This window comes from Clostridium pabulibutyricum, assembly GCF_058242705.1.
The window spans coordinates 17,790-43,289 of the sequence record NZ_JBZAYZ010000010.1; the positions used below are offsets into that span (position 1 = coordinate 17,790).

A 25,500-nucleotide genomic window follows, 5' to 3' on the forward strand; every position below is an offset into this window, starting at 1 on the left:
TCAATCATATACAACATAAAAAACTCAGAGGTCATGCCAAAATGGTATGGCCTCTTTTTAATATATTCGAAAATTAAATAACGCTCTCTGCCTATTTGGCATCCAAAAGCGCCAGGATGGTTTAGGCTACCTTCCATTCATGTGGTTGAGAACAAATCTCATTAAAATTCTTTCATTCTCTGCTATTCGGTTTTTAAGTACGATACGCTTATTTTTTTATTACACGTCGGTATTCTTCTGGGAGCAGGCCTGTGTTTTTTTGAAATAAACTTGAAAATCTTCCAGCATGGTTGTATCCGACTGCCTTTGCTATCTGAGAAATTTGAAAATCAGTTTCAAGAAGCAAATATTCTGCATGGGCCATTCTTCGGTACTGGATATACTCCGTGATAGTATGGCTATATGTATTTTTGAAAGAATAGCGAAGTTTAGATTGACTCATACAGGCAATTTTAGCAAGCTGATCTGCATGAATTTCAGACGCAAAATGGTCTGCAATATAAGATTTTACAGCATCTAAATTTTGCAAATCTTTTTTTGACAATTCTCCATCTGGAACAAAACCGGTTGACTTTTTATTTTTTTCTATAATCAAAGACACGGCTTCTTCAACCTTACTTTCATAAAACAGATGTGCAGATACTCCCGTTCCACGAAATACTTGAATTTGCCGCATCAATAATACTAATTCCGGAAAGTCAGAAACACCATTTATACCTGAAAAGGCCGTTTTAGAATCAAATGATTCATATTGACATTTTTGCTCCAGATTTTCATGGTAATACTCTGGCATAAGCATTAATTCAACTCCATGAATTGGAACACTCTTATGAAAACGTGCGCGAAAAAAATTTCCATCTGATATGTGTCCACTGATACAGTTTGCGCTTAATCTTTTATATGGATTCAGTTCTTCAGCTGATACGGTATCAAAGTAAGTTACAGAGATAAAATCCGGCTGGTTATATTCTACAATAGTATCATTATGTAATCGCAGATTCATAACACCTATTGCAAACATTCCTTTACGTTCATAGTACCAATAATAGCCCTCACCCAACTCTTCCGATAGCTCATAGAACTTTCCCTCTAAATTTAATGAATCTTTATAAGAACATTGATGAAAACCCCATTGAAAAAGGCAAGGTTCCATCAATTCAGTCGTTGGTTTTTCCATAATAACACACCTCTTATATCCATATTCAACATTTCTATATCATGATTCAACAAATATGCATTTACCATATTGCTTCTTTCACATTGATACTGTAAAGTAAATAACGAAACAGGGTTCAATATCTTATCAGTTAAACTATAACAGATCAGCTGATAAAATTCAACAAAACCATAGTATAATCCAAAAGAAGGAGGTCGTTTTCTTGAAAAGCATACAATAGAAAAATCAAATTTCTTTTCAATTTCCGAATAACCTAAATAAAAAAATATTTGTTGTTTTGTGATAAAACAACCATAAATACGAGGAGGTACAAGAATAAAATGGATAATCCTAGTGAATTTGCAAACATGACTGAATACAATATTTTATTGTGGGCATTGGGATTGCTTCTTCTTTCAGAATGTGGTATTTAGTTTTTTACTTCTAGAGGAAACAATGAGTCACGAAAAACTTTTGACAAAGGTACCGTTTGGCTGATTATTATTGGTTGGTGTTGCAGCGCCATGGCGGGATCTTTTTTCAGAGGTAAAGATGTACCAATTTATATGCGTAATTGGCTGTTGCCTCATTTCAGCTTTTATATAGGCATCATTTTTATTGTTTTAGGTGTGCTTATTCGCTGTACTGCGGTTTTAACATTAAAACAAGCTTTACTCTTTCCGCACAGACAACAAGCGACCAGCATTTGATAAAAACTGGATTATACCATATTGTCCGAAACCCTGAATATACAGGCAGCATTATCAGCTTGCTGGGTATAACTTTTGCCTATCGTCACATACTTGGAATTCTGTCAGCATTTGTAATTCGCTTGTTTTGCTATGGCATCAGAATTAACGTTGAGGAAAAGGTGTTGGAAGCGCAATTTCAAGAGGAGTTTAAACAATATTGTTTCCAAACAAAATATAGACTTTTTCCTGGAATTTATTAAAGTTTAGATTATTTTATATGCCGAGGAGGTACTTAAGTTGGAATCAGAAAAAAATCATCATCATTTGCCATGTTATGAAGTTGGGCAAAAAATTATCATAACAGTTTTGTTGCATCCATTTTTCTTGCTGTTATCGGTGTGGCTTGTGGTATGCAATTGCCATATGCGGCTATATAGGAAGAGCGTTATTTTCCAGTGTTTCCACTACATTATCCCATACAGCTACTTATTATACTCTGCGTGATTTGCGAAAAGCACTTTTGAGTAAATGATCTAGAGTTCCTATGAGAACTGTTCTTGACACTCCATCCGGACAATATAAAACCACTATTGTGGATCGGGTAGAGGGAATGGAGCATACGCTAGCGCATTTGATACCGGAAATGACATCGAATTTGTTAGCCCCAATTGCTATTTGCAGCATATATTTTTTTGCTGGACTGGCGTATGGGATTGGCGGCGCTTGTTACTACGGTGATCGGCCTTATCCTTGTTGCTCAAAGCAGTAAAACTTATGCTGCTCATTGGAAAGGAGCAATCGAGGCTGGCCGTCGCATGGCAAATGCAATTGTCGAGTATGTAGGCGGTATTCAAGTTGTCAAAGCATTTAGCCAATCTGCAGGTTCCTACAAACGATATTCTAGTGCAGTAGAAGATAACGCCCACTATTATGTAGATTGGATGCGACATAATCAAAAGTTCATGTGTATGTGGCAGGCGATCATTCCGTCTGTACTAATTACGGTATTGCCTACTGGATTATTTTTATGGTCTAAAGGAAGCTTCTCTGCAGGAATTTTTCTTACAGTGATTTTGCTTTCATTAGGTCTTACTAGTCCACTGATTGCCGCAATGTTTTTTGTTGATGACTTAGCAGTTGTAGATACCAATGTAGGAGAGATAGCCAGTATATTGGATGAAACTGAATTGATTCGTCCTAAAGATGAAAGTTTACTCAATCGTAAAGAAATTCAATTAAAACAGGTTCATTTCTCCTATGGAAAAGAGGAAATTCTACACGGCATCAACTTAGAGATTAAACCAGAAACCGTTACAGCTCTTGTGGGACCATCCGGTTCCGGTAAATCAACAATTGCGAAACTGATTGCTGGATTTTGGGACGTAACTAGTGGCATGATTACATTGGGAGGTGTGGATCTACATAATATTTCATTCAAGGAGTGGAAGAAAAATTATTTTGCTGTGACAAACCACAAGAGACAGCAGAAATCATTTTATCAGTTTACTGTTTTTTATATGATCCGGGGATTTTCAAATGGACACCGGAACAATTAAAAGATAAGGCATCCGCATTGGCCGCTTTGCTGGAAAAAGGATTATCGGCGGCAAGGGGAAGTTTTCAATTTTTTTATTTCAAAAGCCCAAGCGGGCTGCGACCTATTGACAGTATATAAATATTTGATATAATGATAACACATGTTGCGCAACATATGTTATCAATTTACGCATAGCTTGTTTTCTTTGAGAGCCAGTCTAGATTATAGTATATAAAGGGGATTTTGAAATGCCGCCAAAGCCAACGACCAACAAAGAGGAGATCTTGAGGGCCACTATTTCCTTGGTACGAGAACAGGGCATGGAAAATGTAAATGCCAGAAGTATTGCTTCCAAGTTGAATTGCTCGACGAAACCTTTATTTCGTGTCTATGAAAATATGGATGCTCTTAAACAAGATGTCATTACTCAACTTAACTTATATTATAACACATTTATGGAAACCCGAATGAGCGATGAAAACCGCCTGCTGACGCAAGGAATTGCTTACATTGAATTTGCAAGACAAGAAAAGAACATATTCAACACTCTTTTTATGGATAAGAATTGTGCGGGAAAAAGTATCGAAGAAATCATTGATGCGGATTGGAACCAACGTTCCATTATGAATGCCAAAGAAAGAACGGGACTTAGCTTAGAGAAAGCTCGAAGTTTATTTCGGGATGTATGGCTCTATTCACATGGAATTGCAACTCAGATCGTGTCAGATGATATTAATTTACCGCCGAAAGAAGTCGTTCAACTAATAAAAAATGCTTTCAAGCGATTTTCTATTGAAATAGGAGAATAAAAAATGAGCCAAGTACCAGAAAAAATGAAATCTTTCTTTAACACACGAGCGAAAATATATGACGCTCAACAGATTAAAAATATTGACGGAGGGGATAAATGCTATCGCGAAATAGCTCGATATATTCCAGATCATACAAAAACATTATTGGATCTAGGATGCGGAACCGGATTAGAATTGGAATCTATCTTTAAGAAATTTCCAGAGATGGATGTAACGGGTATTGATCTTGCGGATAAAATGCTGGAAAGACTGGCTGTAAAATATTCAAAGTATTCAATCAATCTAATCAATGGCAGCTATTTTGCTGTTGATATGGGGGAAGAAAAATATAATGCCGTGATATCGGTCATGTCCCTTCATCATTTTACGCATTCGCAGAAACTGAAGCTCTACACTGATATTTACCGCTGTCTGAAAAGTAAGGGGATTTTTATTGAATGTGATTATATGGTTGGTTCCAACGACAGCGACATAGAGGCGCATTTTTTATCGGAGAGAGAAAAGTTTCTGACGGATCACAACCTCACAGAAAATCTCTATCACTATGATATTCCTTTTACGACAGAACATGAGATATCGTTATTAACCCAATCCAGGTTTCAATCGGTTGAAAAAGTATGGGGTGTTGATAACACAATTATGCTTTTGGCAACAAAACAGGAGAAAAAATGAAGAGACTAATTTTTATCAACGGAACAATGGGAGTCGGAAAAACATCAACTTGCAAAGAACTTCTCGGCTTACTGCAGCCAAGTGCATTTTTGGATGGTGATTGGTGTTGGTATATGAATCCCTTTCGAGTTACAGATGAAACAAAGCATATGGTAGAAAATAATATTTGCTTTCTCATAAATAGTTTTCTATCTTGCTCAGAGTATGAAAACATAATATTCTGTTGGGTTATGCATCAGGAATCCATCATAAATGGCTTGTTGAAAAAATTAAATTTGACAAATGTTGAGGTATACAAGATCACGCTGTCTGCTTCAAAAGAGGCACTCACTCGGAGAATCAAGAGAGCTATTTATGATGGTGAAAGGACATCTTACGTTCTACAGAGGAGTTTGGATAGGCTTCCATTATATCAAGATATGAATACTATTCACATTGATGTAAGCAATAGTTCACCTGTTGAGGTAGCCAAGAAAATAATAGAAATTATCGGTAATTAGAGGGGTATTACACAAATTAAGATATCCAAACTGCCGTCTGCGGCAATAAAAAAACCGCTTTTTATAGTTTTATAAAAACTTTTCGTACGAATTCTGTTTTGCTTTCAAACTCTTATGGAGTTCACCCTTGCATCACAAGTCAATAGTATTACCTCGTCCATCTATTTTGCGATAACAACCTCACTGGTTAGTTGTTTGTCAAAGTTTACATACAATTTTTTGTATTGCTTTCAGCAATAAATCTTATTTTAAAGATGGTTTGGTTGCCACTGCTGTGCACTGATATTTTTCCATTAAACATTTCAACAATACTTTTTGAAATTGCTAAGCCAAGTCCTGTTCCATTATTTTGACTATAATCAACCATATAAAATTTTTCAAAAACATTTAGCAAATCCTTCGCCGGTATAGGATTTCCGTAACTGATTAAATTGACAACAACTTCTTTACCTTCATGACAAAGTTCTAGATCAATGTACTTTCCATTTTTTCCGTACTTAATTGCGTTACTGATAAGATTATCAAACAATCTAACAATCAGATTTGGGTCTGCATTTATAAAGGCTTTTGCTTCATTGAAATTGAGCCTGTATTCCATACCGGTCTTGCAAAATTCAGGCATAAAACCAATCAGAACCTGCTTAATCAATTCTCCCAAATTAATAATTGCTTTTCGTACCTTTATTTCGGGATTACTCAATTTTGTAAATTCAAAAAGATTGTCTATTAGGCTTTTCAGACCAAGACACTTTTTATAAGCAATTTCAGAATAATGCCTTAAATCGTCTTCGTTGCTATATTTTGAATTTGAAATAAGTTCGACGTAGCCAAGTACTGAAGTCAGTGGAGTTCTTAAATCATGTGAAATATTAGTGATGAACTTATTCTTTGATTTTTCCCGATTTCTTTCACTTTCAATCAGAATTTTTAATCTTTTTGACATGCTATTAATTGAAGAAGCTAACTTCCCAAGTTCATCAGAACTCTTTAACGGTATTTCTATGTTCAAATTATCATCTGAAATTTTATCAAGAGTTTCTGTAATTTCTTTCAGATAGCGCAAGCCATCTTTAATAATAAAGGAAAAGATGCAGACAAAGAAAAGCAGATAGATTATAAACATAAGCACACAAAACGCAATGATATGCTTAATAAAGAAAACAGCAAATGGATGGTTTGCGGATGTGGCAATTAAAACAAGGCAGGGGAAAAACATGAACAAGCCAGCCAGAATGGCACTTATAAAGGATGCCAGAATCAATTTAAAACCAATAGCAGAAATTTTATTTTTCAATTTTATAACCTACTCCCCAAACAGTTTCCACAATTTTAGGATTTTTGGGATCTTCTTCAATTTTCTCTCTTAATCTCCACATGTGGACCATTACAGTGTTATTTGATTCATAATACTTCTCTTTCCAGACCGCTTCGAAAATTTCTTCTGCACCAAACACCTTGCCGGGATTTTCGGCAAGAAGGAGAAGTATTTTATATTCTGTAGGCGTAACATTTACCGTTTTTCCATATACCGTGACAGCGTGCTTATCCTTATCAATTGCTAATGAACTGAGTTTAATTATATTTTTTCCATGTTTTGTATTATCAGGACAATTGAGATAAAGATATCTGCGGAGCTGAGATTTTATTCTTGCCAAAAGTTCCAATGGATTAAATGGCTTCGTCATATAATCATCAGCGCCTATGGTAAGGCCAATTATTTTATCCATATCCTGTGATTTTGCGCTTAGCATAATAACGGGAATATTCATGTTTTGCCGAATTCTTTTGCAGACCTCTATGCCGTCAATACCAGGCATCATAATGTCAAGCACGACCAAATGTACAGGTTCTCTTTTCAAGATAGACAGCCCCACAAGCCCATTTTCAGCTTTAAGGACATGATAGCCTTCATTTTTTAAGTATATTTCAGTGAGCTCGGTAATTTCCTTTTCATCGTCTATAATAAGTATTCTATACTGATCCACATGGCTTCCCTCCCAATATTAAATCCATAAAAGTATAACACATGATTGTTGCCATGTGTTATACCTTTAAGCCGCACAATCTGCACTTTATTTGAGATGAATCGATTTTCCCATCATTGTGCACTGAAGTCCAGCTTTATATCGTTATACTTATTGGTAACGCCTAGGCTATTTGTGGCGTCGTTGCTTTTTGTATAATTGCTGCTTGCTGCCTTACCATTCACATAAATAGTGCCATCTTGGTTATTTGCGCTTATATCGTACTGTTTTTCGGGTAAATCTGTTTTAAGATTGATTTTGCCAGATTCAGATTCGATACGGGTTACACCACTAAACTTACCTGAAAGTGAAATGTCTCTTTCCATATCTTTGACCGTAAGACCCGAGGATGTTAAATTATCAGCTGCAACAGCACCATTATCGTTTTTTAAGTAGCAATCATTCACGCTGCAATTAGATAACTTAATGTCACCATTTTTATTTACTGCGTTAACCGAATTTGACACAATATTGTTTAAGCGAATTTTTCCGTTGCTGTCTGAAACTGCAAATGTATCACATTGTATCTTATCGATTGTACATGTGCCATCTTGAGTATTCAGCAAAACCGTATTCGTAGTAATATTGTCTATATCAATATTGCTGTAATCTGTTTTTATATTGGCAGACGATAATCTTTTATCCGCAGGAAGTGTTATCGTAATAGTATTTGATGAATAGTCACCATTTAAGTTCAGATCAACATCAACTTTTGCGCTCCGATTTGTTTGGTCATTAACGGTTAGTTTGCCATTTAATACTTGATAATTTATCTTTCTACTTTTATCATTATTAACAATCTTGATGGAATAGTTGTTTCCTGCCATGACCTTTACATTTGCCTCGGCGACTTCACAAACAATTGCGTTAAAATCAGAGAGATTCACATTTGTTATCTTCTGTTGGCTATTATCGCCCGCCGTTATTCCATTGATGGTAAGGTTCACCTTACTTATGCGAATTGTCAAAACGATGGCCACAAGTGCAATACCCCCCAAAATGCTTAAGATAGTATACTTTTTCATATTTTTCTCCTTAATATTATTTTGCCAGACTCTTTACGTTTTCTAGTATATAATAAGTTGGCTATTAAATTTTAACTTTTTTCTTACAATTTCATAACATACATCTTAAATAAGCCACGGTTGTGCTGTTTCTAATCAGCCTTGCCGATTGATTTACAACGTTTTGCGCCACGTCAAACACCGCTGAGATTTCCCATGATGCCGTCGATCAGCACGCCTTTGAGCCATTTGGTAATCCAATCGGTGAGAAAAAAATCCATATCACGCTATCATTACTTGAACAGGGCGGACAGAATCGGAACAAGGGTTTGTAATGTACTGACTGCACTTGTGAAAACTCCATAGATTGCTTTCAATGAAGGAATATACTGCAGCAGTAATCTTATCTTCAGATTATTAGAGAGTACTTTTGAAAGCCGATTTGGAGCAGATAAGTCGGTATCAACAATGAATATGATAAACCTATTGAATACAAATGATCCGACTCAAAAGAAATTGCTTATAGGTGTAAAAAAATACCGAAATGTAAGGAATTCTCTAAATATTTATTAAGTACCCTTTTATGCAAATGCATCCGGATCGTCCATATCGTCGTAGTTGAGGATGTCATCCGTCTTCTCCTGCGGCGGCTTCTTTGGAGGCTCCGGTTCCGGGGCAGGGGGTTTGTCTTTTGCCATGCGTTTTTCCCCCTTGTCGATTGTTTGCTAATTTTAAGTTTTTTGGTGTAAATATTGATTGCAGATCGCCTGCAAACTATTGATATTACTAAATTTCTCCAAGTCCTATAATTTCATTCCAAGCAGAAGATTAGGCCAAGATAAGATACAGGGCGGAAAAAGCCAGTGCTTTTTTGGAGCTTTTGAAGCTTACCACAGGTACATTATCGCAATTCAACCATAATTAAGATTAAAAAATTTAAAAATGTATTGACAAACATATTATAAAGTAATATCATGTAAACAATATTTAATCCTTTGATAAGGAAGAGTAACTATTGAGTTTAGTTAAAGAGAGTTGGAAGAGGTGTGATCCCAGCACAATAACTAATAGCGAATGGACCTTAGAGGAGTAAACCGAAATTCAAATTTATTTGGAGAGTAGTAGTTACCGTTAGCCATACGTTACAATGGATAGGACATGTTAGTGTCTGAATTCAAGTGATGTTTTTAATTAAGCATAATTTAGGTGGTACCGCGGATATCTTCGTCCTATTAGTAATAGGATGGAGTTTTTTTTATTCTTTTAAAATATAAAATTATTTGTTAACTTCCGGAGGTTTTCAAATATTAAATAAAAAATGTTTAATATATCGAGGGAGATGTAAATTATGAACTTAAAAAAAATTATTATAAATTCTCTATTTTTAGCCATTGGAACTATAATAGCTCAGATTATTCCGCCAGTATTCTTTGGAATGAAGCCCGGTACAGGATTGGTTATGCTGTTTATCATAATACTTTTTAACAATGATTATAAAACATGTATTGCGTCTGGAATAGTTCTAGGTATATTAGCAGCTGGTACTACAACATTTCCAGGTGGACAAATACCAAATTTTATAGATAAAATAATAACAGTGAATATTTTATTTTTATTATTAAAACCTATCAGAAATAAATTGAATAATCAAATAAAGATTATTCTAATTTCAGCTTTAGGCACCTTCATTAGTGGAACCACCTTTTTATTCTTAGTACTTATAACTACTGGCTTACCTACAAAGTTAAATGTATTGCTGGTTACCGTAGTTCTTCCAGCATGTATTATAAATACTGTATTGAGTTTAATTTTATATAATGTTATAAATACAGCATTAAAAAGAGCTGCCGTTAAAGAATTTTAATAAGAAAGGTTAGATACTATATGAATGAATATTATAAAAAAGCTTTAGAAATGAATGATGAGCTTGTTATTATAAGAAGAAAGATCCATAATTATGCAGAAATAGGATTTGAACTTCCAAAAACAATATCTTTTGTAATGAAAGAACTTATTAAATATGGCTTAAAGCCACATATGGTTGGAAAATCAGGAATAAGTTGTACTCTCGGGAATCCTGGTAAAACAGTATTGCTTCGTGCAGATATGGATGCTCTCCCTATGAAAGAGAAAACTAATTTAAGCTTCGCTGCAACAAATGGAAATTGCCATTCCTGTGGTCATGATTGTCATACTGCAATGCTGCTTGGAACAGCAAAACTACTAAAACAAAATGAAAATAAATTAAAGGGAACAGTTAAATTAATGTTTCAGCCTGCAGAAGAATTACTTGCGGGCGCAAATGACATGATATCCTCAGGTATACTTGAAAATCCCAAAGTAGATGCCGCAATAGGCGTTCATGTTAAAGTTGGATACCAGGGCTTAAGTGTTGGATCTGTAACTTATGCAAAAGGTACTGCCTTATATTCAGGTGATGCTGTTCGTATTACTATAAATGGCAGAAACTCTCATGGAAGCACTCCGGAAAAAGGTATAGATGCAATTAATATTGCAGCCCATGTAGTTATTTCCCTGCAAGAAATTATTTCAAGAGAAATTCCTTGTACTGACCATGCTGTATTAATTGTTGGAAAAATACAAGGTGGAGATACAGTTAATACTTTAGCTGGAAATGCGGTAATTGAAGCGTCTATTCGCGCTACTACACAAAAAAGCCGCTCCTTTTTAAAAAAGAGAATAAAAGAAATCAGTGAATCTGTAGCATCAACCTTTAGAGGAGAGGCAGTTGTGGAGTTTGTATATGGTATTGGACCTTTATATAATAACCCAATTCTTAGTGAAGAAATTTCAAGCTATTGCAGAGAAATCTGTATCAAAGAAAATGTAAAAGAAATTGACACTCTTTGTGGTACAGAAGACTTCACAAGCATTGCAGAACGGGTACCGTCTGTTATGATTAATCTTGGTGCCGGGAGCATTGAAGAAGGTCATATTTGTTCTATGCACAATCCTGGCATGATAGTAGATGAAAGTGTTTTACCACTGGGAACGGCTTTATATGCGCACTGTGCCGCAAGATATTTAGAAAATAATATGTGATAATAGGAATCAAATATATTAAACACCGCCTATAGGTTTACCAAGACGGTGTAAGTGCCAATTTTCTGTTTTTACTGTAGATACTGCTTGCAGATTGGCCGCAGAGCCATTAGCCGTAATTATATTTGAATCGCAGACAGCCTGCGCTTCAATTTTGATCCAAGTATCCGTTTTCAGCCATAAAATCAGCACATCCATTAAAAATAAATACTAATACTTCTTTTTTCATCTTGTGTCTACCACCTTTCTTATTGATATTCTACAGAATAAAAGGTGACAACTATATGTCACCTTTTATAATAGGAGTTGATTTTATCTAATCGCTGCTTCACTTCATCAAAAAGTTCAGGAGGGGAGACAACACGTACTTTATCTATTATTTCAAAGATAAAATCTGCTGTCCACGATAATTCTGAAGCATAGAAGTGAATTCTTGAGTGATTAGATTTTTGGAAGTAGGTTTTTCAAAAAAGGAAGCATCTATTTGTTTGTAAGCTCAAATTCTTTAGAAATATCATATTCCAGGATAACTTCAAAGAAACCTTCCTTGTATTCTGAAGAAAAAAGATTCAATCCATAATTGCTTTTAAATTCAATGTTAGATATAGTTCTTAATTGAAATTACTTTTCCAATATTTCAAATGAAACAATTCGATTGAAAATTGCCTGATGGAGTGCAGTTAACTTCTTATGAGTGATACTATTACTGAACCAAGATGAAAGGTTTATCACATATTGACTTTGAGAAAAAATATCAGCTCCATGCTCTGGTACAAGTTTAGCATATCCAGGTCCCGGAAAATTGTTCTCATGGATACTTCAAACCGATCTGCGAGTTCCTGAACTGTGATTTTATCAACAGTTGCAAGAATAGAAAGTATCCCCTGCAATCGCTGGATCCTCATAGATCAAGTCTCCTTATAAAAATATAACGTTTCATAACTGAAACGTTTTTTGATATTTGTTTTCTAAATTTTAAGGTGATGTTTTTAGCTTTAATAAAGGCTAATTGTCTTGAATGTCTACTTTGAGACTTTCTTCAACATATAGAGCATCCAGGTCGATGTTTTCATTCCTAATCTCAAACTGAGCTAATCTATGTATTGTTGTATCTCCATACATAGGTACGTTTTCTTCGCTTTCGAGAATATATTTTATATTGCCATTAGTGGGATTTATAAATTTATGAATTGACCAAATTCTACAATAATTTTTAGTATTCTTAGTTTGTTCTATGCTGGCATTCTTTACTTCACTGTCATAAATAAAATTGTGCTCCTGATCCCAGATCTTGATTTTCATTATTTATTCCCCTCTCTTTAATCATATTAATATATATATTATTGCATAACAAATCATATGTAAAGTCATATGTAACAAAATCAATATTTATAATATTATTATAGCAGGTAACTGATGTTATTTACAGATTTAATAGTAATTTTTTAATTACACAATATAATTACTTATATATGTGAAAGACATATGCCAGAGATGGTTTATCCCTGGCATAAGAAGAGGCATTAATATATTGAAAAATTCTGATGCATATTGTCGATTTGTTTAAACCAATATATTACTATAATATGTAGAAATTATTTTATTATGCCTTAAATATAATTACATATTTGGCATTTTTAGCATGCGTTTATTTTTTTACTGCAGTATCATATAATATTCATAAGGGAGTGATGAATTTGAGAAAGACCTATGTTCTTGATACTAATGTTATTTTATATTCTCCTAGAGCTATTTTATCATTTGGAGATTCCGATGTAGTTATACCAGAAGTTGTATTTGAAGAATTGGATAAATTTAAAAAGCACAAGGATGACCTTGGAGTGAATGCCAGATATGCAGCAAGACTTATAGATGATTTGAGAAAAAAAGGAAAGCTAAGCAAAGGTGTAAAATTACCGGGTGGGGGAAAACTTAGAGTTGAAATGAATCATTATGATATAAAAATGCCTTTGTCATGGGATAAAATGAAGCCTGACAATAGAATAATACAGGTATGTATGGGACTCAAAGAATATGGCGAAAATGTCTGCCTTATAACTAAGGACATATTTGAGAGGATAAAAGCTGATACAGTTGAAATAGATGTAGAAGATTTTTATGAAAAGATAGTTCCGGAAGATGAAAGCCAGTATACAGGAAGAATAGATCTTTATATACCTGCCAGTGAAATGGAGAAATTTTATAAAAACAAATTCGTAGATATGGATTATGTGAAGTCTTATACGGAATCTACACATAGTTGTGAGAAACCTGTTCTTTATGTAAATGAATTTGTTATACTTCACTGCAGTGAAAATTCAAAACAGACGGCGCTTGGGAGATTTGACGGAAAAAAGATTGTTCAGCTTAATTTCATGGATGGAAATGTTATAGGAATAACACCGAGAAATGTAGGGCAAAAGTTTATGCTGGAGGCACTCCTAACTGATGCGGCTACAGCACCTCTGGTAATAATAAAAGGACCTGCAGGTACGGCCAAAACACTTTTTTCACTTGCTGCGGGATTGCATGGTATACTTGAGGAAGATATAAGGAGTTACAGAAGGATACTTGTATGCAGACCCAATATAACCATGGATGATGATATAGGTTTTCTTCCAGGTACCGAGCAGGAAAAAATATCACCTTTTATGAGACCGATACTTGATAATTTGGAGATACTTGTAGATTCTGATGAAAAGGAAAGATATAAAAATGAAAAGGAACTTGCCGACAAGATAAGAGAATTGTTTGACAGAAGAGTGATAGTTACAGAGGCTGTAGGATATTTGAGAGGTCGCTCAATAGCTAAGAACTGGCTTATAATAGACGAAGCTCAAAACCTTACGCCAAAACAGGTGAAAGCAATTGTAACACGTGTTGGAATTGGAACAAAACTTATACTTGAAGGAGATCCCGAGCAAATTGATCAACCGTTTTTGGATGCAAGATCCAACGGTTTGAGCTATGCTTCGGAAAAAATGAAAAATAGTAAATTGTGTTATCAAATAACATTAAAACATACGGAGTGTGAAAGATCCGCACTTGCCTATGAAGCTTCAAAAAAACTTTAATCAATTATTTATTTTTCAACAAAATCGTAGAAGATATTGGCACTATATAGATAGTGCTTTTTTTGAGAAATTTAGTATTTACAAAATATTTATTAAATTTGATACTGTTTCTATTTAAAAAATAGGCTATTTATTGTACAATATTGTAAGATATAATTGTAGAAGGGAAAAATACACATGAAGAAAAAGGGGTTAAGAGGTAAACCAAGGAGGTCTCTATGGAAGATCATACTGATGTTTTTTGCCTTTGAATTCGTATTCACTGCAGTTACGGCTCCGGTTATTGCGTTTCGGGGTCCGTTTGAAAATGTAAAAAGAACACTGGTTGGGGCTGCAATGACGACCTTGAGTCATCAATACATTGCAAAGTTGTTTTTGTCTGATAAAGAAATAAATCAGATATTGGGTGAAAACGAAATAGATACTGGAAAACAGCAAAACGTGAGTTACTTCTCTGAATTTTCGAATTATCACGATAATAGCATTGATAGGGAAGATATAAGCGATGGTACTAAATTTAAAGGATATATATTAATTGTGCATGATCCTACAAGAGTAAAAGTAGGATATAGTAAAAAACTGGGGGTTGCAGGTGAACTCACAAGCAGCATTGCAAAGGACAACAATGCAGTGGCTGCAATAAATGGAGGAGGATTTACAGACAGTTCTTCTAAAAATAGCGAGTGGACAGGCACCGGGGGGAAACCTGTTGGACTTCTTATGAGCGGTGGAAATACAATGTACAATGACATAAAAGATTCAGATTCAAAACAGGAGATAATGGCAATAACAAGAAAAGGACAACTTCTTGTAGGGCATCACAGCTTGAATGAATTGAAAAAAATGAATGTTACAGAGGCTATATCATTCGGACCAGCTCTTGTTATAAACGGAAAAGGCACTATAAAATCAGGAGATGGAAACTGGGGAATAGCACCAAGAACTGCTATAGGACAAAGAAAAGACGGTTCGATACTTCTTCTTGTAATAGATGGAAGACAGACTAAAAGTGTTGGTGCTTCGCTTCGTGATGTTCAGAATATAATGCTGCAATATGGTGCTGTAAATGCTACTAACCTTGATGGAGGATCTTCATCAACAATGTATTATGAGGGAGAGGTTATAAACAATCCATGTGACCCTCTGGGAGAAAGATCGGTACCTTCAGCTATTTATGTTGAATCTTAAAGGAGAATTTTATGAGAGTTTTTAGAATAGTACTGTCTTGGGCTGTTATATCACTAGTTGTTCAGTTTCTGGGATTTTACTATGTAAATAATTATTTTTTGGCTTCCAATACTGATATCAAAAGCACAAAAGTTACATCAAGGGAAGATGAAAAATCGGATGTGGAAGTTTCTATACCATACGATGCACAAAATATAAAAGTTTCTTTTGATGGCAGATATGCATCGTATTATAATGAAGGAATGCTCGAAGTGGTTGATACCAGTAATGGCAAGGAAAAACAGGTGAAACTATCCTCGGGGTATAAATTATCTTATTATAAATGGCTTCCAGATAGAAACAGAATTCTTATAGCTGAGAAAACTGACACAGATGGAAGCGCGGATTTTAAATTGGAGTATTTTGATATTGACAAGGGCATAAAAGAAAATATAAAGAAGATGAATGATTTTATAGAAAATACTAAAATTGTTGATATTCAGGAATCCCCACTCACAAATGTAATATACATAAAAATGCAGTATGATGGAAACAGAACCAGTATATATAGAGTCAATATAATGAGTGAGCTTCAAAAAATAAGTACAAACTCCTATGCGATAGGTGACATGGGAGTGCTGTCATTGAAGGACAAGCTTGTCTATGAAGATAATGTATATCATAAAATATATATCACAGGTGAAGATGAACCTATGAATATTTCAAAAGTTAAAAATCCTGTGTGGATTGGCATTGACAATGATGACAAGGTATATATAGGTGACATGAAAAATGACGATAAGGTCGGTAGTATATATTACGGAAAAATAGAAGATGATCCCGAGCAGTATAAAAAAGTAGATTTAAGGCAGGATATTGACAAGAAGGATATATATATATCAGATTCGGGTAGAATTTATGTAAATGATAATTTAAAGGGAATAGTAGAAGATGTACTGAATGGAAAACAGTATGTTTATCATGGAAAATTTGTTCAACTTTATAATAAAGGTATTGTGTCAATAGTGGATGGAAAAGTATCAAAAACTTTGATAAACTAGTATATGATAGAAAAGAGGGGATTTTTTGAATGCAATTATACTAAATAAAATACTTGTCATACCGGGAATACTCATTGGACTTACATTTCATGAATATGCTCATGCATTGGTATCTGACAGGTTAGGCGACAAGACGCCTAAATTTCAGGGAAGGCTTACATTGAATCCATTTGTGCATATAGATATAATTGGTTTTATAATGATACTTCTTGTTGGATTTGGATGGGCTAAGCCTGTGGAGACAAATCCAAATGTATATAAAAACGGATATAAGGATGACCTCAAAGTATCTGCTGCAGGACCTATTGCGAATCTGCTTGTGGCAATTGTATTTTCCGTTGTATATGTTATTGCATATAAAGTATTTATTTCAACGGCTTTTGTATCGTCAATTCTTGCAAATATAATTTTGAAAATTTTGCTTGAAGCTATCAGTATAAACTGTATGCTTTTTATATTCAATCTAATACCAATACCGGGACTTGACGGATTTCACATATTAAGAGATATTTTCCCGAGAATATACTATAGGGTGTCAGATAAAATTTACAGATACCAACTTATAATACTAGTTGTTTTTGTTGCAACACCAGTTGCAAATTATGTAGTTGGTGTTCCGTCGTATGTTTTATATAATAAAATTTTGAGAGTAGCATTTTCTCTTTTGGGTTAGGGAAAATGCTACTTTTCTTGTTCAAGTTCTTTGAAGATATCACGTACACCGTATCCCCAGTGGGTATCTTCAGCATATTTTTTTCCTATCCACAAAAATGGATCAGTGGTGTCGGGTCTGTTTTCTGAAAGATTTATTATAGTTCGTGCGGCTATCTCTGACGAATCTTTTATATTGGTATTATATTCCTTCCAGCTGTGAAATACATTGAAAGGATTATTTGCGATTTTTGAAGCATATTTCTCACTCTTTGGCACAAAGTTTTGTTCCTGTCCTGTTATTGCGAAGAGTATTAAAGGATTCAAGTTGTATTTTTTGGCAGTTCCAAGTATAGCGGAAAAATAAGGTTCCTCCGCAAGAAGGGAATTGCGTTTTGCAAGAAAATCTTTTAGCCTGCCTGTCCGTATTTCATGATATCTTATATAGTATGGAAGATTGCTGTTTTTAAATTTACTTCCGAAACTGTATAATCGTGTAAGGCATGTACCAATTTTCCCGTTATAGTAAGCCCCATAGGATGAATAGAAAGTTTCATATTCAGGAGGTTGTCCCAGAATATAAATACTGCAGGTTAGAGAAGATATTATTATAATAAAAAAAGCAAATACTTTTTTCCAAAGAGGCATTTTTTTATGCTTTTTATGGTATATGCTTTTTATGCTGGCATTCTTTTTCAAATTTTAACACACCTTTACTTAGTTTGTTATCATGGTTTTTAAGTACATTATAACTTATTTTACAAAAAAATGGACAACACTATTCAAATTAATGTATATTATATAAGTTGAATAAGATAAAAAGACCTTTTGAAGGGAGAATTGTAGAATATGAGACTTAGAAAAAAGTGGTGGGCAAGACCTGAAATGGAGGAAAGTAGTCTTGTTAAAATAAATCCGCAATATTATAAAGGAGAATGGAAGACAGAGTTCCAGAATGAAAACCCTATATATTTGGAACTTGGATGCGGCAGAGGACAGTTCCTGTGCAGTCAGGCTGAAAATAATAAAAACAAAAATTATATAGGAATAGATCTTAAAGATGAAGTTCTTGTGTATGCGCTTAGGAAAGCTCAAGAAATGGAACTTGATAATTTGAGAATAATACCAATGGAAATTTCAAAAATTGGAGAGGTATTCGACAGCAATGAAATCAGCAGAATATACATAAACTTTTGTAATCCGTGGCCCAAAAACAGGCATAAGAAGAGAAGATTGACACATAACAGACTTTTAAAACTATACAAAAAATTTTTAATATCTGGAAGTGAGATATGGTTTAAAACAGATGACCGAGAACTTTTTTGCGAATCCCAGGAATATTTTGAAGAGGAGGGATTCAAGATTGAGTACATAAGTTTTGATCTCCATAAAAGTGGATTTAAAGGAAATATAACTACAGAATATGAGGATAAATTTACATCGCTTGGAATGAATATAATGTTTTTAATAGCAAAAATAAGTTAACATTTTTCGTCTGAGAGGTATTTTTATGAAAATTAAATTTGAATGTGGGAAAAGAGAGATATTAGTTGAAGTTGTTTTCAGAAAGAGAAAGACCCTTTCAATAAAGGTAGAAACTTCAGAAATGGTTAAAGTTGTGTCACCCATTGGTTTGTCAAGAGATAGAATATTTATGATATTGATGAAAAAAGAGAGATGGATAAAAGAAAAGATTGATATGTTTGAAAGTGCTGAGTTGGTACATAAAAAAGGAAGTTTCGAAGATGGAGAACAGATAATGTATCTTGGAAGAAAGTATCATTTGAATATACAGATGGATTCAAGTGTAAAAAATACACTTGTAAAATTATATAGGGGCAGATTTATTGTAGTTGTTAGAGACAAAAACACATCTGGTATAAGATTCGCCATGGAGGAATGGTATAGAGAAAAGGCACAAAAAATTATCCAAGACAGAGTGAATTATTACAACAAATTCTTTGATGTAACTCCAATTGGGGTTAAAGTCAAGGAACAAAAGAGAATATGGGGAAGCTGTACATACCAAAATCGGCTTTTGTTCAATTGGAGATGTATTATGGCAAAGATTGATGTTGTAGACTATATTGTTGTACATGAAATGTGCCATATGAAGCAAAAGGATCATTCCAAAAGGTTTTGGAACATAGTAAGGCATATACTTCCAGATTATAAATTAAGAGAAAAGTGGCTTAGAGAGAATGAGCTGAAGATGGATTTATGAATTAATAAAATTAACATAATAATAACATTTTTGCTATAATTCTGTAACAAAAATAGGACAAACTATCTATGAATAATAAAATATATTATTTAAAGAGGGGAGATATAAAAATGAAGTCCATATTTAAGAAAGTAAATTTATTCTTTCTGGCCTTAATATTGTTGTTTGGGACATCGCATATTGCATTAAATAAAGTTTCAGGTAAAAGTATTGAAAATAAATATGTGATATCAGATCACTTCCGTGAGAGATATTATCCTAGGCAGGGATCTAATTATAGTAGATATTATGAAAGTCAATCTTCGGGGACGAGCATCTCTCTTCCAATAGATACGGAAAAATCTGAAAATTGGGCTGGATATATAGATACACCAAAATCTTCTGGAACTTTATATAAAAGTGTTTCAGGAAGTTGGACAGTACCAAGTATATCTACGTCAAAAGGTAGCAATGCTTCGGCGGCACAATGGATTGGGCTTGGTGGATCAAGTTCATCGGATCTTCTTCAAATGGGTACAATTGAAGAAATTCAAAAAGGACAACCTGTTGCAGTAGTGTTTTGGGAAAAACTTCCTAACGTTGCACAAAATATAACAACTATTCCTGTTAATTCAACTATAAGTGCGAGCATATACAGGGAATCCAGCTTTAAATGGAATTTAACTTTTACTGCAGTTGAACCGAATGGTGAAAAAATTACAAAAACAATACAGACAACACTTACATCAAGCTATGAGAATGGTATAGGAACTTCTGCAGAGTGGATAAATGAAGATCCTTCAAATGAGAACTCGCAACTCTATCCTCTTGCGGATACAGGAACTGTAAAATTTGAAAATGCAAAAGTAAACGGAAAATCATTGAATGATTCATCAAATACGGTACAACCTATTGCAATGGAGTATTCAAATGGATCGATAGCAATATATCCTTCAAGTCTTGGAGCTGATGGAGAATCCTTTACAACAACTACAAACATAAATCAAACTGGAAATTTTACAAGATATTCTAGAAACGAACATAGAAACCCAAGATATAATTTTCATTTTCAGAATTCAGATTTTAACGATTCGAAACCAGTAAGGCGCTATTTCAACTAGGGTTTGTTTGAAAATTAGATAACTGTTGAATGCCTTTTGCAGAGGGGAGATTAATTTCAATGAATATGGAAGATGACATGAAGGGAACACAAACGAAGAATGTTTATATTCCCAATTATAATTTATTTTAAACGTTGTTAATTAAATAACAAGTTTTTGAACATAAAGATCTTTTTCGTTTTTCAAGTCCAAAAAACCATTGCTGTCCAATAAAAGAGGTCTTGTAATGTTGTTTATATTCATTTGAATTACTTTACATGATTTTTTATTATTGAGTAAAACATTTTCACCGATGAAATAACTTATAATATGATTCAAAAATATGGTACAATATTCGCAGTCAAGTTTTCCAAGACTTTCTTCTTGAATGGCTTTTAATGCCTCAAAAGGTCCATTTATATGTTTATGATAATTGTTTGAGTTGACTTCGTCAAACAAGTCTGCAATGGCAATTATTTTAGCAAACTTATGAATCTTATCACCTTTAATTCCAAGAGGATATCCCGAACCATTTATTTTTTCATGGTGCATGAGAACCCCGTAACTTACGGCACTGTTAAGGTATGGAATTTTTTTGACAAAATTATAACCTATGGCAGGGTGAGTTTCGAAAATTTTAAGCTCTTCCTGGTTTAGATTTTGTTCGTTTTTGAGTATTTCAGAGTCTATTTTTGTCTTGCCAAAATCATGGAGCACTGCGGAATATGTAAGAAGGTTCAATTCCGTTTCATCAAGTTTAAGCCATTTCCCTAGTATGAAGCTCATAGCTGCTACATTTATGCTGTGCCTATATATTGTATCATTACCACTGCCGTAGAATACTATGTTCTTTATGACTGCACCTGTTGAATCAAATTCCTGTTGTATTTTTTCTGAAAATACTCGTATTTCATTTATCTCGGGAGTTTTTAAGTTTGATATTTTGTTGAATATTTTCTCCAAATTTGAAGAAAATCTGTTAAATGTAAGCTGAATTTTTTCAATTGATTTATTTTGTATTATAAGAGGCTCACCGGAATCATCCTCAAGATATATTTCTACCTTGTCTACAATATAATTTTGTTTTAACTTTTCAATTATAGATTCATTTATGTAATTATCTTTAGCAAGAAGTGTTTTGTTTTCAAATATGATGTCTTTTCCAAGTATCATTCCGGGTTTTAATTCACTTATCAGTAATAACTTTTTATTTAATTGCATATTGCTCACGCTCCGTTATTATTAATTAAATTAGCAATATATAGCAGCTATATCTATTATCGTTTACTTGTCTTGTTTCTAAATACATTTTACATGAAATAATATATAAAAATTTTATAATTAAAGGCGGAAAAGAAAAACTTTTCCGCCGGGTATGCAGTATTAATTTTTAAAGCTATGAATTGGTGCAGGTATTCTTCCGCCTCTGTTTATAAAATCCTGACTTGAAAATTTGCTTACGGGCATAATGGGAGCTTTTCCAAGAAGTCCTCCAAAATTTGCCTCGTCGCCGGTATGTTTTCCATATACGGGTATAAGCCTTACGGCTGTTGTTTTGCAGTTTATCATTCCAATTGCAGCTTCATCTGCGATTATGCCTGATATTGTTGAAGCGGGAGTGTCTCCAGGTATTCCAATCATGTCGAGACCAACGGAGCATACACAGGTCATTGCTTCCAGCTTTTCAAGATTCAATGAACCGACATTTACGGCATCTATCATTCCTTCATCTTCGCTTACAGGTATAAAGGCTCCGCTCAATCCGCCAACCTGGGAAGCTGCCATGATTCCTCCTTTTTTAACAGCATCATTTAACATTGCAAGGGCGGCTGTTGTACCGGGACAGCCGCAATGTTCAAGACCGATTTCTTCAAGTACTCTTGCTACGCTGTCTCCTACGGCAGGAGTTGGTGCAAGTGAAAGATCGACAATTCCAAAAGGTACGTTTAGTTTTTTGGAGGCTTCTGCAGCTACAAGCTGGCCCATTCTTGTTATTTTAAAGGCAGTCTTTTTTATAGTCTCTGCAACTACATTGAAATTTTCGCCTTGAACTTCCTCGAGAGCACATTTTACAACTCCTGGTCCACTTACGCCTACATTTATTATGCTTTCAGCTTCTCCAACTCCGTGAAATGCGCCTGCCATGAAGGGGTTATCCTCAACTGCATTTGCAAATATAACGAGTTTTGCACATCCTATGCTCTCATTTTCTTTTGTAAGATATGCAGTTTTTTTCACTATTTCCCCCATATGCCTTACAGCATCCATATTTATGCCTGCCTTTGTGCTGGCTATGTTTACGGAGGAACATACCTTATCTGTTTGTGCAAGTGCTTCTGGAATTGATTCTATAAGTATTTTATCGCCTTTTGAGTACCCTTTGTGAACGAGGGCTGAAAAGCCACCTATAAAATCTATACCGAGAGTTTTGGTTGTTTTGTCAAGAGTTTTTGCAAATTCAACATAACTTGAGTCTGAACTTGCTTGGGCCACAAGAGATATTGGAGTTACAGATATTCTTTTATGTATTATAGGTATTCCATATTCGGCTTCTATCTGTTCGGCTGTTTTAACAAGATTTTCAGCTTGTTTTGTTATCTTGTCATAAATTTTATCTCTGCATTTTTTACCATCACTATCTATGCAGTCAAGTAAGGATATTCCCATGGTTATGGTTCTTATGTCAAGGTTTTCTTTTTCTATCATGTTTATTGTTTCCATTATGTTTTTAAAATTAATCATTACAATATAACCTCCTATATTTTATTACAATGGATTTATGCTGTCATTATATCTCGTGCATGGAGGTGAATATATCTTCTCTCTGTATTTTGATTGAAACATTGATCTTTTTAGCTTTTTCGTCAAGTGTATTTTTAAGTGAAGTGAAATCTACAGACATATTTGAGGTATCCACGAGCATTATCATTGTGAAATAACCGCTTATGAGTGTTTGTGTTATATCAAGAATGTTTATATTGTTTTTAGAAAGTATAGAGGTTACTTCATGTATGATTCCAACCTTGTCATGACCGAGTACAGTTATTATTGCTTTCATTTTTACATCTCCTTATTATTATATTTATGTAATTTTTTGAAAAATAAAAGAGACTGAAATACAGCCTCTGGAAAATCAATTTTATAATATAGTCGCATAAATAATATATAAAATCTCTGTCCTTTTTACCTGAGAGTTTCACCAGTACAACTGATTTTCACCTTCGGCGCCCAAATAGAGTCTCTCCAGAGCTTTGTCAGATAATAGTCTTAAAAATTCAATTATCTTCATCCATTATTATTATTTTATAAATTACAATTTCGATTATATCATATAGTTTGGTTCAAATCAAATAAAGAGAATGGGTTGTTTTTAATATTAAACGGCTTTTTTTGCAGCTTCAAGAATCTCATCATAATCAGGATAATCTGTTATTTCAGAAAGATATTTTGCATAGATTATTTTGTTGTTGCTGTCAACTACAAAGGCTGTTCTTGCAAGAAGTCCGAGTTCAACTACATAAGTGCCAAAATTTTTTCCAAAACTCCTATCCTTGTAATCAGATGCAGTAATTACATTTTTAACGCCTTTTGCAGCACACCAGCGGCTTTGTGCAAAAGGAAGATCCATTGAAATTGTGTATACTGTAACCCCGGGTATTTTAGAACTTTTCTGATTGAAAGTTGTTGTTTCAAGATCGCATACAGGTGTATCCAGTGATGGAACTGTAAGGAAAATTCTAACTCCCTTTGTATCATTTAGTGTTATTGGCTTTAAGTTATTGTCTGTTACCTCGAAGTCTGGTACAGTATCTCCAACTTTTAAAGTATTGCCAAGCAAGTTGACAGGTGTTCCTTGAAATTTTAATTCCATTGTCAATCCCTCCAAATAAATTATATTATTAAATAGTTATTATCTTTTAATGTGCTTTAATTATACCACAACAAATTAAAAGATACAATAATAGTGTATAATATAAACTGAAATATTAAATTTTATACGGGGAGTGCATTTTTAGTGGAAAATCTGGGCGGCAAGACAGCTGTTGTAACAGGAGCGTCAAAAGGTATAGGAAGAGCGGTGGCTATTGGACTTGCCAAATGTGGAGCAAATGTAATTTTGAACTATAAAAGCAGCAAATCCAATGCTGACGAGACTCTTTTGGAGATAAAAAAATGTGGAGTTACAGGATATGCTGTAGGCGGTGATGTCAGCATATATGAAGATGCAAAGAAACTTGTTGATTTTGCCGTTCAAAGTACAGGCAAAATAGACATACTTGTAAACAATGCAGGGATTTCTGAAGTAGGACTTTTTATTGATATGAAGGAAGAGAACTGGAACCGTATGATCGATGTTGATTTGAAAGGTGTGATGAATTGTACTCACCGTTCGCTGAAATACATGGTGGAGAAAAAATCAGGTGTCATAGTCAACATATCTTCAATATGGGGAAATGTAGGAGCTTCATGTGAAAGTGTATATTCTGCAGTGAAAGCAGGGGTGAATTTATTCACAAAGTCGCTGGCCAAAGAGATGGCACCTTCCAATATAAGAATCAATGCAGTAGCTCCAGGAGTTGTAGATACCGATATGAACAGATGGCTTTCACCTTCGGAAAAAATTGAACTTGAGGAGCAGATACCTTTTGGAAGGTTTGCAAAACCTGAAGAAATAAGCAATGCTGTTGTTTTTTTATGCAGTAAATCTTCCGAATATATAACAGGTCAGGTTTTGACCGTTGATGGAGGATTACTCTAATTTTATTTGAAAAGCTATTAAAATT

General features: G+C 34.2%; 27 protein-coding genes, 1 riboswitch and 1 other annotated feature. Of the genes, 16 read left to right on the top strand and 11 right to left on the bottom strand.

Annotated elements, in window-relative coordinates; genetic code table 11:
- Nucleotides 1-208: 208 nt before the first annotated feature.
- The gene (locus tag AC4CVH_RS11185) at nucleotides 209-1,177 is read right to left on the bottom strand and encodes a helix-turn-helix domain-containing protein (protein WP_490787840.1); all 969 of its coding nucleotides are present in this window, start codon (nucleotides 1,175-1,177) and stop codon (nucleotides 209-211) included.
- 553 nt (nucleotides 1,178-1,730) lie between these two features.
- On the opposite strand from AC4CVH_RS11185, the gene AC4CVH_RS11190 reads away from it, so the two are divergent.
- From AC4CVH_RS11190 to AC4CVH_RS11215, 6 genes are all read left to right on the top strand, one after another.
- The gene (locus AC4CVH_RS11190) at nucleotides 1,731-2,108 is read left to right on the top strand and encodes a methyltransferase family protein (RefSeq protein WP_490787841.1); all 378 of its coding nucleotides are present in this window, start codon (nucleotides 1,731-1,733) and stop codon (nucleotides 2,106-2,108) included.
- Between the two features lie 432 nt (nucleotides 2,109-2,540).
- Nucleotides 2,541-3,404, top strand: coding sequence for an ATP-binding cassette domain-containing protein (locus AC4CVH_RS11195; protein WP_490787842.1), 864 nt, complete (start codon nucleotides 2,541-2,543; stop codon nucleotides 3,402-3,404).
- Nucleotides 3,341-3,523, top strand: a complete 183-nt coding sequence (locus AC4CVH_RS11200; RefSeq protein WP_490787922.1) for a hypothetical protein — start codon at nucleotides 3,341-3,343, stop codon at nucleotides 3,521-3,523. The genes AC4CVH_RS11195 and AC4CVH_RS11200 overlap by 64 nt, the downstream gene beginning before the upstream one ends.
- 110 nt (nucleotides 3,524-3,633) lie before the next feature.
- Nucleotides 3,634-4,194 (top strand): TetR/AcrR family transcriptional regulator, encoded by a 561-nt coding sequence (locus tag AC4CVH_RS11205; protein ID WP_490787843.1) that lies wholly within the window; start codon nucleotides 3,634-3,636, stop codon nucleotides 4,192-4,194.
- Between the two features lie 3 nt (nucleotides 4,195-4,197).
- On the top strand, nucleotides 4,198-4,869 hold the full coding sequence (locus AC4CVH_RS11210; RefSeq protein WP_490787844.1) for a class I SAM-dependent methyltransferase: 672 nt from the start codon (nucleotides 4,198-4,200) through the stop codon (nucleotides 4,867-4,869).
- Nucleotides 4,866-5,369 (top strand): AAA family ATPase, encoded by a 504-nt coding sequence (locus AC4CVH_RS11215; RefSeq protein ID WP_490787845.1) that lies wholly within the window; start codon nucleotides 4,866-4,868, stop codon nucleotides 5,367-5,369. The genes AC4CVH_RS11210 and AC4CVH_RS11215 overlap by 4 nt, the downstream gene beginning before the upstream one ends.
- Before the next feature lie 205 nt (nucleotides 5,370-5,574).
- Here AC4CVH_RS11215 and AC4CVH_RS11220 read toward each other — a convergent pair whose 3' ends face one another.
- The 3 genes from AC4CVH_RS11220 to AC4CVH_RS11230 all read right to left on the bottom strand — a co-directional run bounded on the left by AC4CVH_RS11220 (nucleotide 5,575) and on the right by AC4CVH_RS11230 (nucleotide 8,418).
- Nucleotides 5,575-6,663, bottom strand: a complete 1,089-nt coding sequence (locus AC4CVH_RS11220) for a sensor histidine kinase (RefSeq protein WP_490787846.1) — start codon at nucleotides 6,661-6,663, stop codon at nucleotides 5,575-5,577.
- A complete protein-coding gene (locus AC4CVH_RS11225; RefSeq protein ID WP_490787847.1) occupies nucleotides 6,653-7,354 on the bottom strand; it encodes a response regulator transcription factor in 702 nt (233 codons plus the stop codon). The genes AC4CVH_RS11220 and AC4CVH_RS11225 overlap by 11 nt, the downstream gene beginning before the upstream one ends.
- Before the next feature lie 113 nt (nucleotides 7,355-7,467).
- Entirely contained in the window at nucleotides 7,468-8,418 is a 951-nt protein-coding gene (locus AC4CVH_RS11230) for a DUF4097 family beta strand repeat-containing protein (protein WP_490787848.1), read from the bottom strand.
- Nucleotides 8,419-9,383: 965 nt separating this feature from the next.
- Nucleotides 9,384-9,632: a binding site (T-box leader), on the top strand.
- 113 nt (nucleotides 9,633-9,745) lie between these two features.
- Here AC4CVH_RS11230 and AC4CVH_RS11235 point away from each other — a divergent pair.
- The gene (locus AC4CVH_RS11235) at nucleotides 9,746-10,261 is read left to right on the top strand and encodes a tryptophan transporter (RefSeq protein WP_490787849.1); all 516 of its coding nucleotides are present in this window, start codon (nucleotides 9,746-9,748) and stop codon (nucleotides 10,259-10,261) included.
- Nucleotides 10,262-10,281: 20 nt separating this feature from the next.
- Nucleotides 10,282-11,460, top strand: a complete 1,179-nt coding sequence (locus AC4CVH_RS11240) for a M20 metallopeptidase family protein (RefSeq protein ID WP_490787850.1) — start codon at nucleotides 10,282-10,284, stop codon at nucleotides 11,458-11,460.
- A gap of 728 nt (nucleotides 11,461-12,188) precedes the next feature.
- Here the strand turns inward: AC4CVH_RS11240 and AC4CVH_RS11245 are convergent.
- On the bottom strand, nucleotides 12,189-12,365 hold the full coding sequence (locus tag AC4CVH_RS11245; protein ID WP_490787851.1) for an HTH domain-containing protein: 177 nt from the start codon (nucleotides 12,363-12,365) through the stop codon (nucleotides 12,189-12,191).
- Nucleotides 12,366-12,465: 100 nt separating this feature from the next.
- On the bottom strand, nucleotides 12,466-12,762 hold the full coding sequence (locus tag AC4CVH_RS11250; RefSeq protein WP_490787852.1) for a hypothetical protein: 297 nt from the start codon (nucleotides 12,760-12,762) through the stop codon (nucleotides 12,466-12,468).
- Nucleotides 12,763-13,157: 395 nt separating this feature from the next.
- On the opposite strand from AC4CVH_RS11250, the gene AC4CVH_RS11255 reads away from it, so the two are divergent.
- The 4 genes from AC4CVH_RS11255 to AC4CVH_RS11270 all read left to right on the top strand — a co-directional run bounded on the left by AC4CVH_RS11255 (nucleotide 13,158) and on the right by AC4CVH_RS11270 (nucleotide 17,435).
- Nucleotides 13,158-14,534 carry a PhoH family protein gene (locus tag AC4CVH_RS11255; protein ID WP_490787853.1) on the top strand — a complete coding sequence of 459 codons (1,377 nt, stop codon included), beginning with the start codon at nucleotides 13,158-13,160 and terminating at the stop codon, nucleotides 14,532-14,534.
- A gap of 177 nt (nucleotides 14,535-14,711) precedes the next feature.
- A complete protein-coding gene (locus AC4CVH_RS11260) occupies nucleotides 14,712-15,722 on the top strand; it encodes a phosphodiester glycosidase family protein (RefSeq protein ID WP_490787854.1) in 1,011 nt (336 codons plus the stop codon).
- Nucleotides 15,723-15,733: 11 nt separating this feature from the next.
- Complete coding sequence (locus tag AC4CVH_RS11265) at nucleotides 15,734-16,762, top strand: hypothetical protein (RefSeq protein WP_490787855.1); 1,029 nt, start codon at nucleotides 15,734-15,736, stop codon at nucleotides 16,760-16,762.
- Nucleotides 16,763-16,787: 25 nt separating this feature from the next.
- A complete protein-coding gene (locus tag AC4CVH_RS11270; protein ID WP_490787856.1) occupies nucleotides 16,788-17,435 on the top strand; it encodes a site-2 protease family protein in 648 nt (215 codons plus the stop codon).
- An 8-nt stretch (nucleotides 17,436-17,443) separates the two neighbouring features.
- Here the strand turns inward: AC4CVH_RS11270 and AC4CVH_RS11275 are convergent, their stop codons facing one another.
- Nucleotides 17,444-18,112 (bottom strand): hypothetical protein, encoded by a 669-nt coding sequence (locus AC4CVH_RS11275; protein WP_490787857.1) that lies wholly within the window; start codon nucleotides 18,110-18,112, stop codon nucleotides 17,444-17,446.
- A gap of 150 nt (nucleotides 18,113-18,262) precedes the next feature.
- Between AC4CVH_RS11275 and trmB the strand changes: the two genes are divergently transcribed.
- From trmB to AC4CVH_RS11290, 3 genes are all read left to right on the top strand, one after another.
- Nucleotides 18,263-18,898 carry a tRNA (guanosine(46)-N7)-methyltransferase TrmB gene (gene trmB / locus AC4CVH_RS11280; RefSeq protein WP_490787858.1) on the top strand — a complete coding sequence of 212 codons (636 nt, stop codon included), beginning with the start codon at nucleotides 18,263-18,265 and terminating at the stop codon, nucleotides 18,896-18,898.
- A gap of 25 nt (nucleotides 18,899-18,923) precedes the next feature.
- Nucleotides 18,924-19,637, top strand: coding sequence for a M48 family metallopeptidase (locus tag AC4CVH_RS11285; protein WP_490787859.1), 714 nt, complete (start codon nucleotides 18,924-18,926; stop codon nucleotides 19,635-19,637).
- A 110-nt stretch (nucleotides 19,638-19,747) separates the two neighbouring features.
- Nucleotides 19,748-20,737: a G1 family glutamic endopeptidase gene (locus tag AC4CVH_RS11290; RefSeq protein WP_490787860.1), complete on the top strand. Its 990-nt coding sequence runs from the start codon at nucleotides 19,748-19,750 to the stop codon at nucleotides 20,735-20,737.
- A 141-nt stretch (nucleotides 20,738-20,878) separates the two neighbouring features.
- On the opposite strand, the gene AC4CVH_RS11295 is transcribed toward AC4CVH_RS11290, so the two are convergent.
- The 4 genes from AC4CVH_RS11295 to tpx all read right to left on the bottom strand — a co-directional run bounded on the left by AC4CVH_RS11295 (nucleotide 20,879) and on the right by tpx (nucleotide 24,587).
- Nucleotides 20,879-21,937, bottom strand: coding sequence for an HD-GYP domain-containing protein (locus AC4CVH_RS11295; RefSeq protein ID WP_490787861.1), 1,059 nt, complete (start codon nucleotides 21,935-21,937; stop codon nucleotides 20,879-20,881).
- Nucleotides 21,938-22,099: 162 nt separating this feature from the next.
- On the bottom strand, nucleotides 22,100-23,458 hold the full coding sequence (locus AC4CVH_RS11300; RefSeq protein WP_490787862.1) for a PFL family protein: 1,359 nt from the start codon (nucleotides 23,456-23,458) through the stop codon (nucleotides 22,100-22,102).
- 46 nt (nucleotides 23,459-23,504) lie between these two features.
- On the bottom strand, nucleotides 23,505-23,774 hold the full coding sequence (locus tag AC4CVH_RS11305; protein ID WP_490787863.1) for an ACT domain-containing protein: 270 nt from the start codon (nucleotides 23,772-23,774) through the stop codon (nucleotides 23,505-23,507).
- 106 nt (nucleotides 23,775-23,880) lie between these two features.
- A riboswitch (glycine riboswitch) is annotated at nucleotides 23,881-23,973 on the bottom strand.
- 119 nt (nucleotides 23,974-24,092) lie between these two features.
- Nucleotides 24,093-24,587 carry a thiol peroxidase gene (gene tpx / locus AC4CVH_RS11310; protein ID WP_490787864.1) on the bottom strand — a complete coding sequence of 165 codons (495 nt, stop codon included), beginning with the start codon at nucleotides 24,585-24,587 and terminating at the stop codon, nucleotides 24,093-24,095.
- Nucleotides 24,588-24,731: 144 nt separating this feature from the next.
- On the opposite strand from tpx, the gene ymfI reads away from it, so the two are divergent.
- The gene (gene ymfI, locus AC4CVH_RS11315; RefSeq protein WP_490787865.1) at nucleotides 24,732-25,475 is read left to right on the top strand and encodes an elongation factor P 5-aminopentanone reductase; all 744 of its coding nucleotides are present in this window, start codon (nucleotides 24,732-24,734) and stop codon (nucleotides 25,473-25,475) included.
- Nucleotides 25,476-25,500 lie beyond the last annotated feature (25 nt).

Excerpts from the sequence above, each read along its gene's own strand:
- AC4CVH_RS11185 (WP_490787840.1), bottom strand. The coding sequence starts at position 1,177 with ATGGAAAAACCAACGACTGAATTGATGGAACCTTGCCTTTTTCAATGG.
- AC4CVH_RS11205 (WP_490787843.1), top strand. The coding sequence starts at position 3,634 with ATGCCGCCAAAGCCAACGACCAACAAAGAGGAGATCTTGAGGGCCACT.
- AC4CVH_RS11210 (WP_490787844.1), top strand. The coding sequence starts at position 4,198 with ATGAGCCAAGTACCAGAAAAAATGAAATCTTTCTTTAACACACGAGCG.
- AC4CVH_RS11215 (WP_490787845.1), top strand. The coding sequence starts at position 4,866 with ATGAAGAGACTAATTTTTATCAACGGAACAATGGGAGTCGGAAAAACA.
- AC4CVH_RS11230 (WP_490787848.1), bottom strand. The coding sequence starts at position 8,418 with ATGAAAAAGTATACTATCTTAAGCATTTTGGGGGGTATTGCACTTGTG.
- AC4CVH_RS11235 (WP_490787849.1), top strand. The coding sequence starts at position 9,746 with ATGAACTTAAAAAAAATTATTATAAATTCTCTATTTTTAGCCATTGGA.
- AC4CVH_RS11240 (WP_490787850.1), top strand. The coding sequence starts at position 10,282 with ATGAATGAATATTATAAAAAAGCTTTAGAAATGAATGATGAGCTTGTT.
- AC4CVH_RS11245 (WP_490787851.1), bottom strand. The coding sequence starts at position 12,365 with ATGAGGATCCAGCGATTGCAGGGGATACTTTCTATTCTTGCAACTGTT.
- AC4CVH_RS11250 (WP_490787852.1), bottom strand. The coding sequence starts at position 12,762 with ATGAAAATCAAGATCTGGGATCAGGAGCACAATTTTATTTATGACAGT.
- AC4CVH_RS11260 (WP_490787854.1), top strand. The coding sequence starts at position 14,712 with ATGAAGAAAAAGGGGTTAAGAGGTAAACCAAGGAGGTCTCTATGGAAG.
- AC4CVH_RS11265 (WP_490787855.1), top strand. The coding sequence starts at position 15,734 with ATGAGAGTTTTTAGAATAGTACTGTCTTGGGCTGTTATATCACTAGTT.
- trmB (WP_490787858.1), top strand. The coding sequence starts at position 18,263 with ATGAGACTTAGAAAAAAGTGGTGGGCAAGACCTGAAATGGAGGAAAGT.
- AC4CVH_RS11285 (WP_490787859.1), top strand. The coding sequence starts at position 18,924 with ATGAAAATTAAATTTGAATGTGGGAAAAGAGAGATATTAGTTGAAGTT.
- AC4CVH_RS11290 (WP_490787860.1), top strand. The coding sequence starts at position 19,748 with ATGAAGTCCATATTTAAGAAAGTAAATTTATTCTTTCTGGCCTTAATA.
- AC4CVH_RS11295 (WP_490787861.1), bottom strand. The coding sequence starts at position 21,937 with ATGCAATTAAATAAAAAGTTATTACTGATAAGTGAATTAAAACCCGGA.
- AC4CVH_RS11300 (WP_490787862.1), bottom strand. The coding sequence starts at position 23,458 with ATGATTAATTTTAAAAACATAATGGAAACAATAAACATGATAGAAAAA.
- AC4CVH_RS11305 (WP_490787863.1), bottom strand. The coding sequence starts at position 23,774 with ATGAAAGCAATAATAACTGTACTCGGTCATGACAAGGTTGGAATCATA.
- tpx (WP_490787864.1), bottom strand. The coding sequence starts at position 24,587 with ATGGAATTAAAATTTCAAGGAACACCTGTCAACTTGCTTGGCAATACT.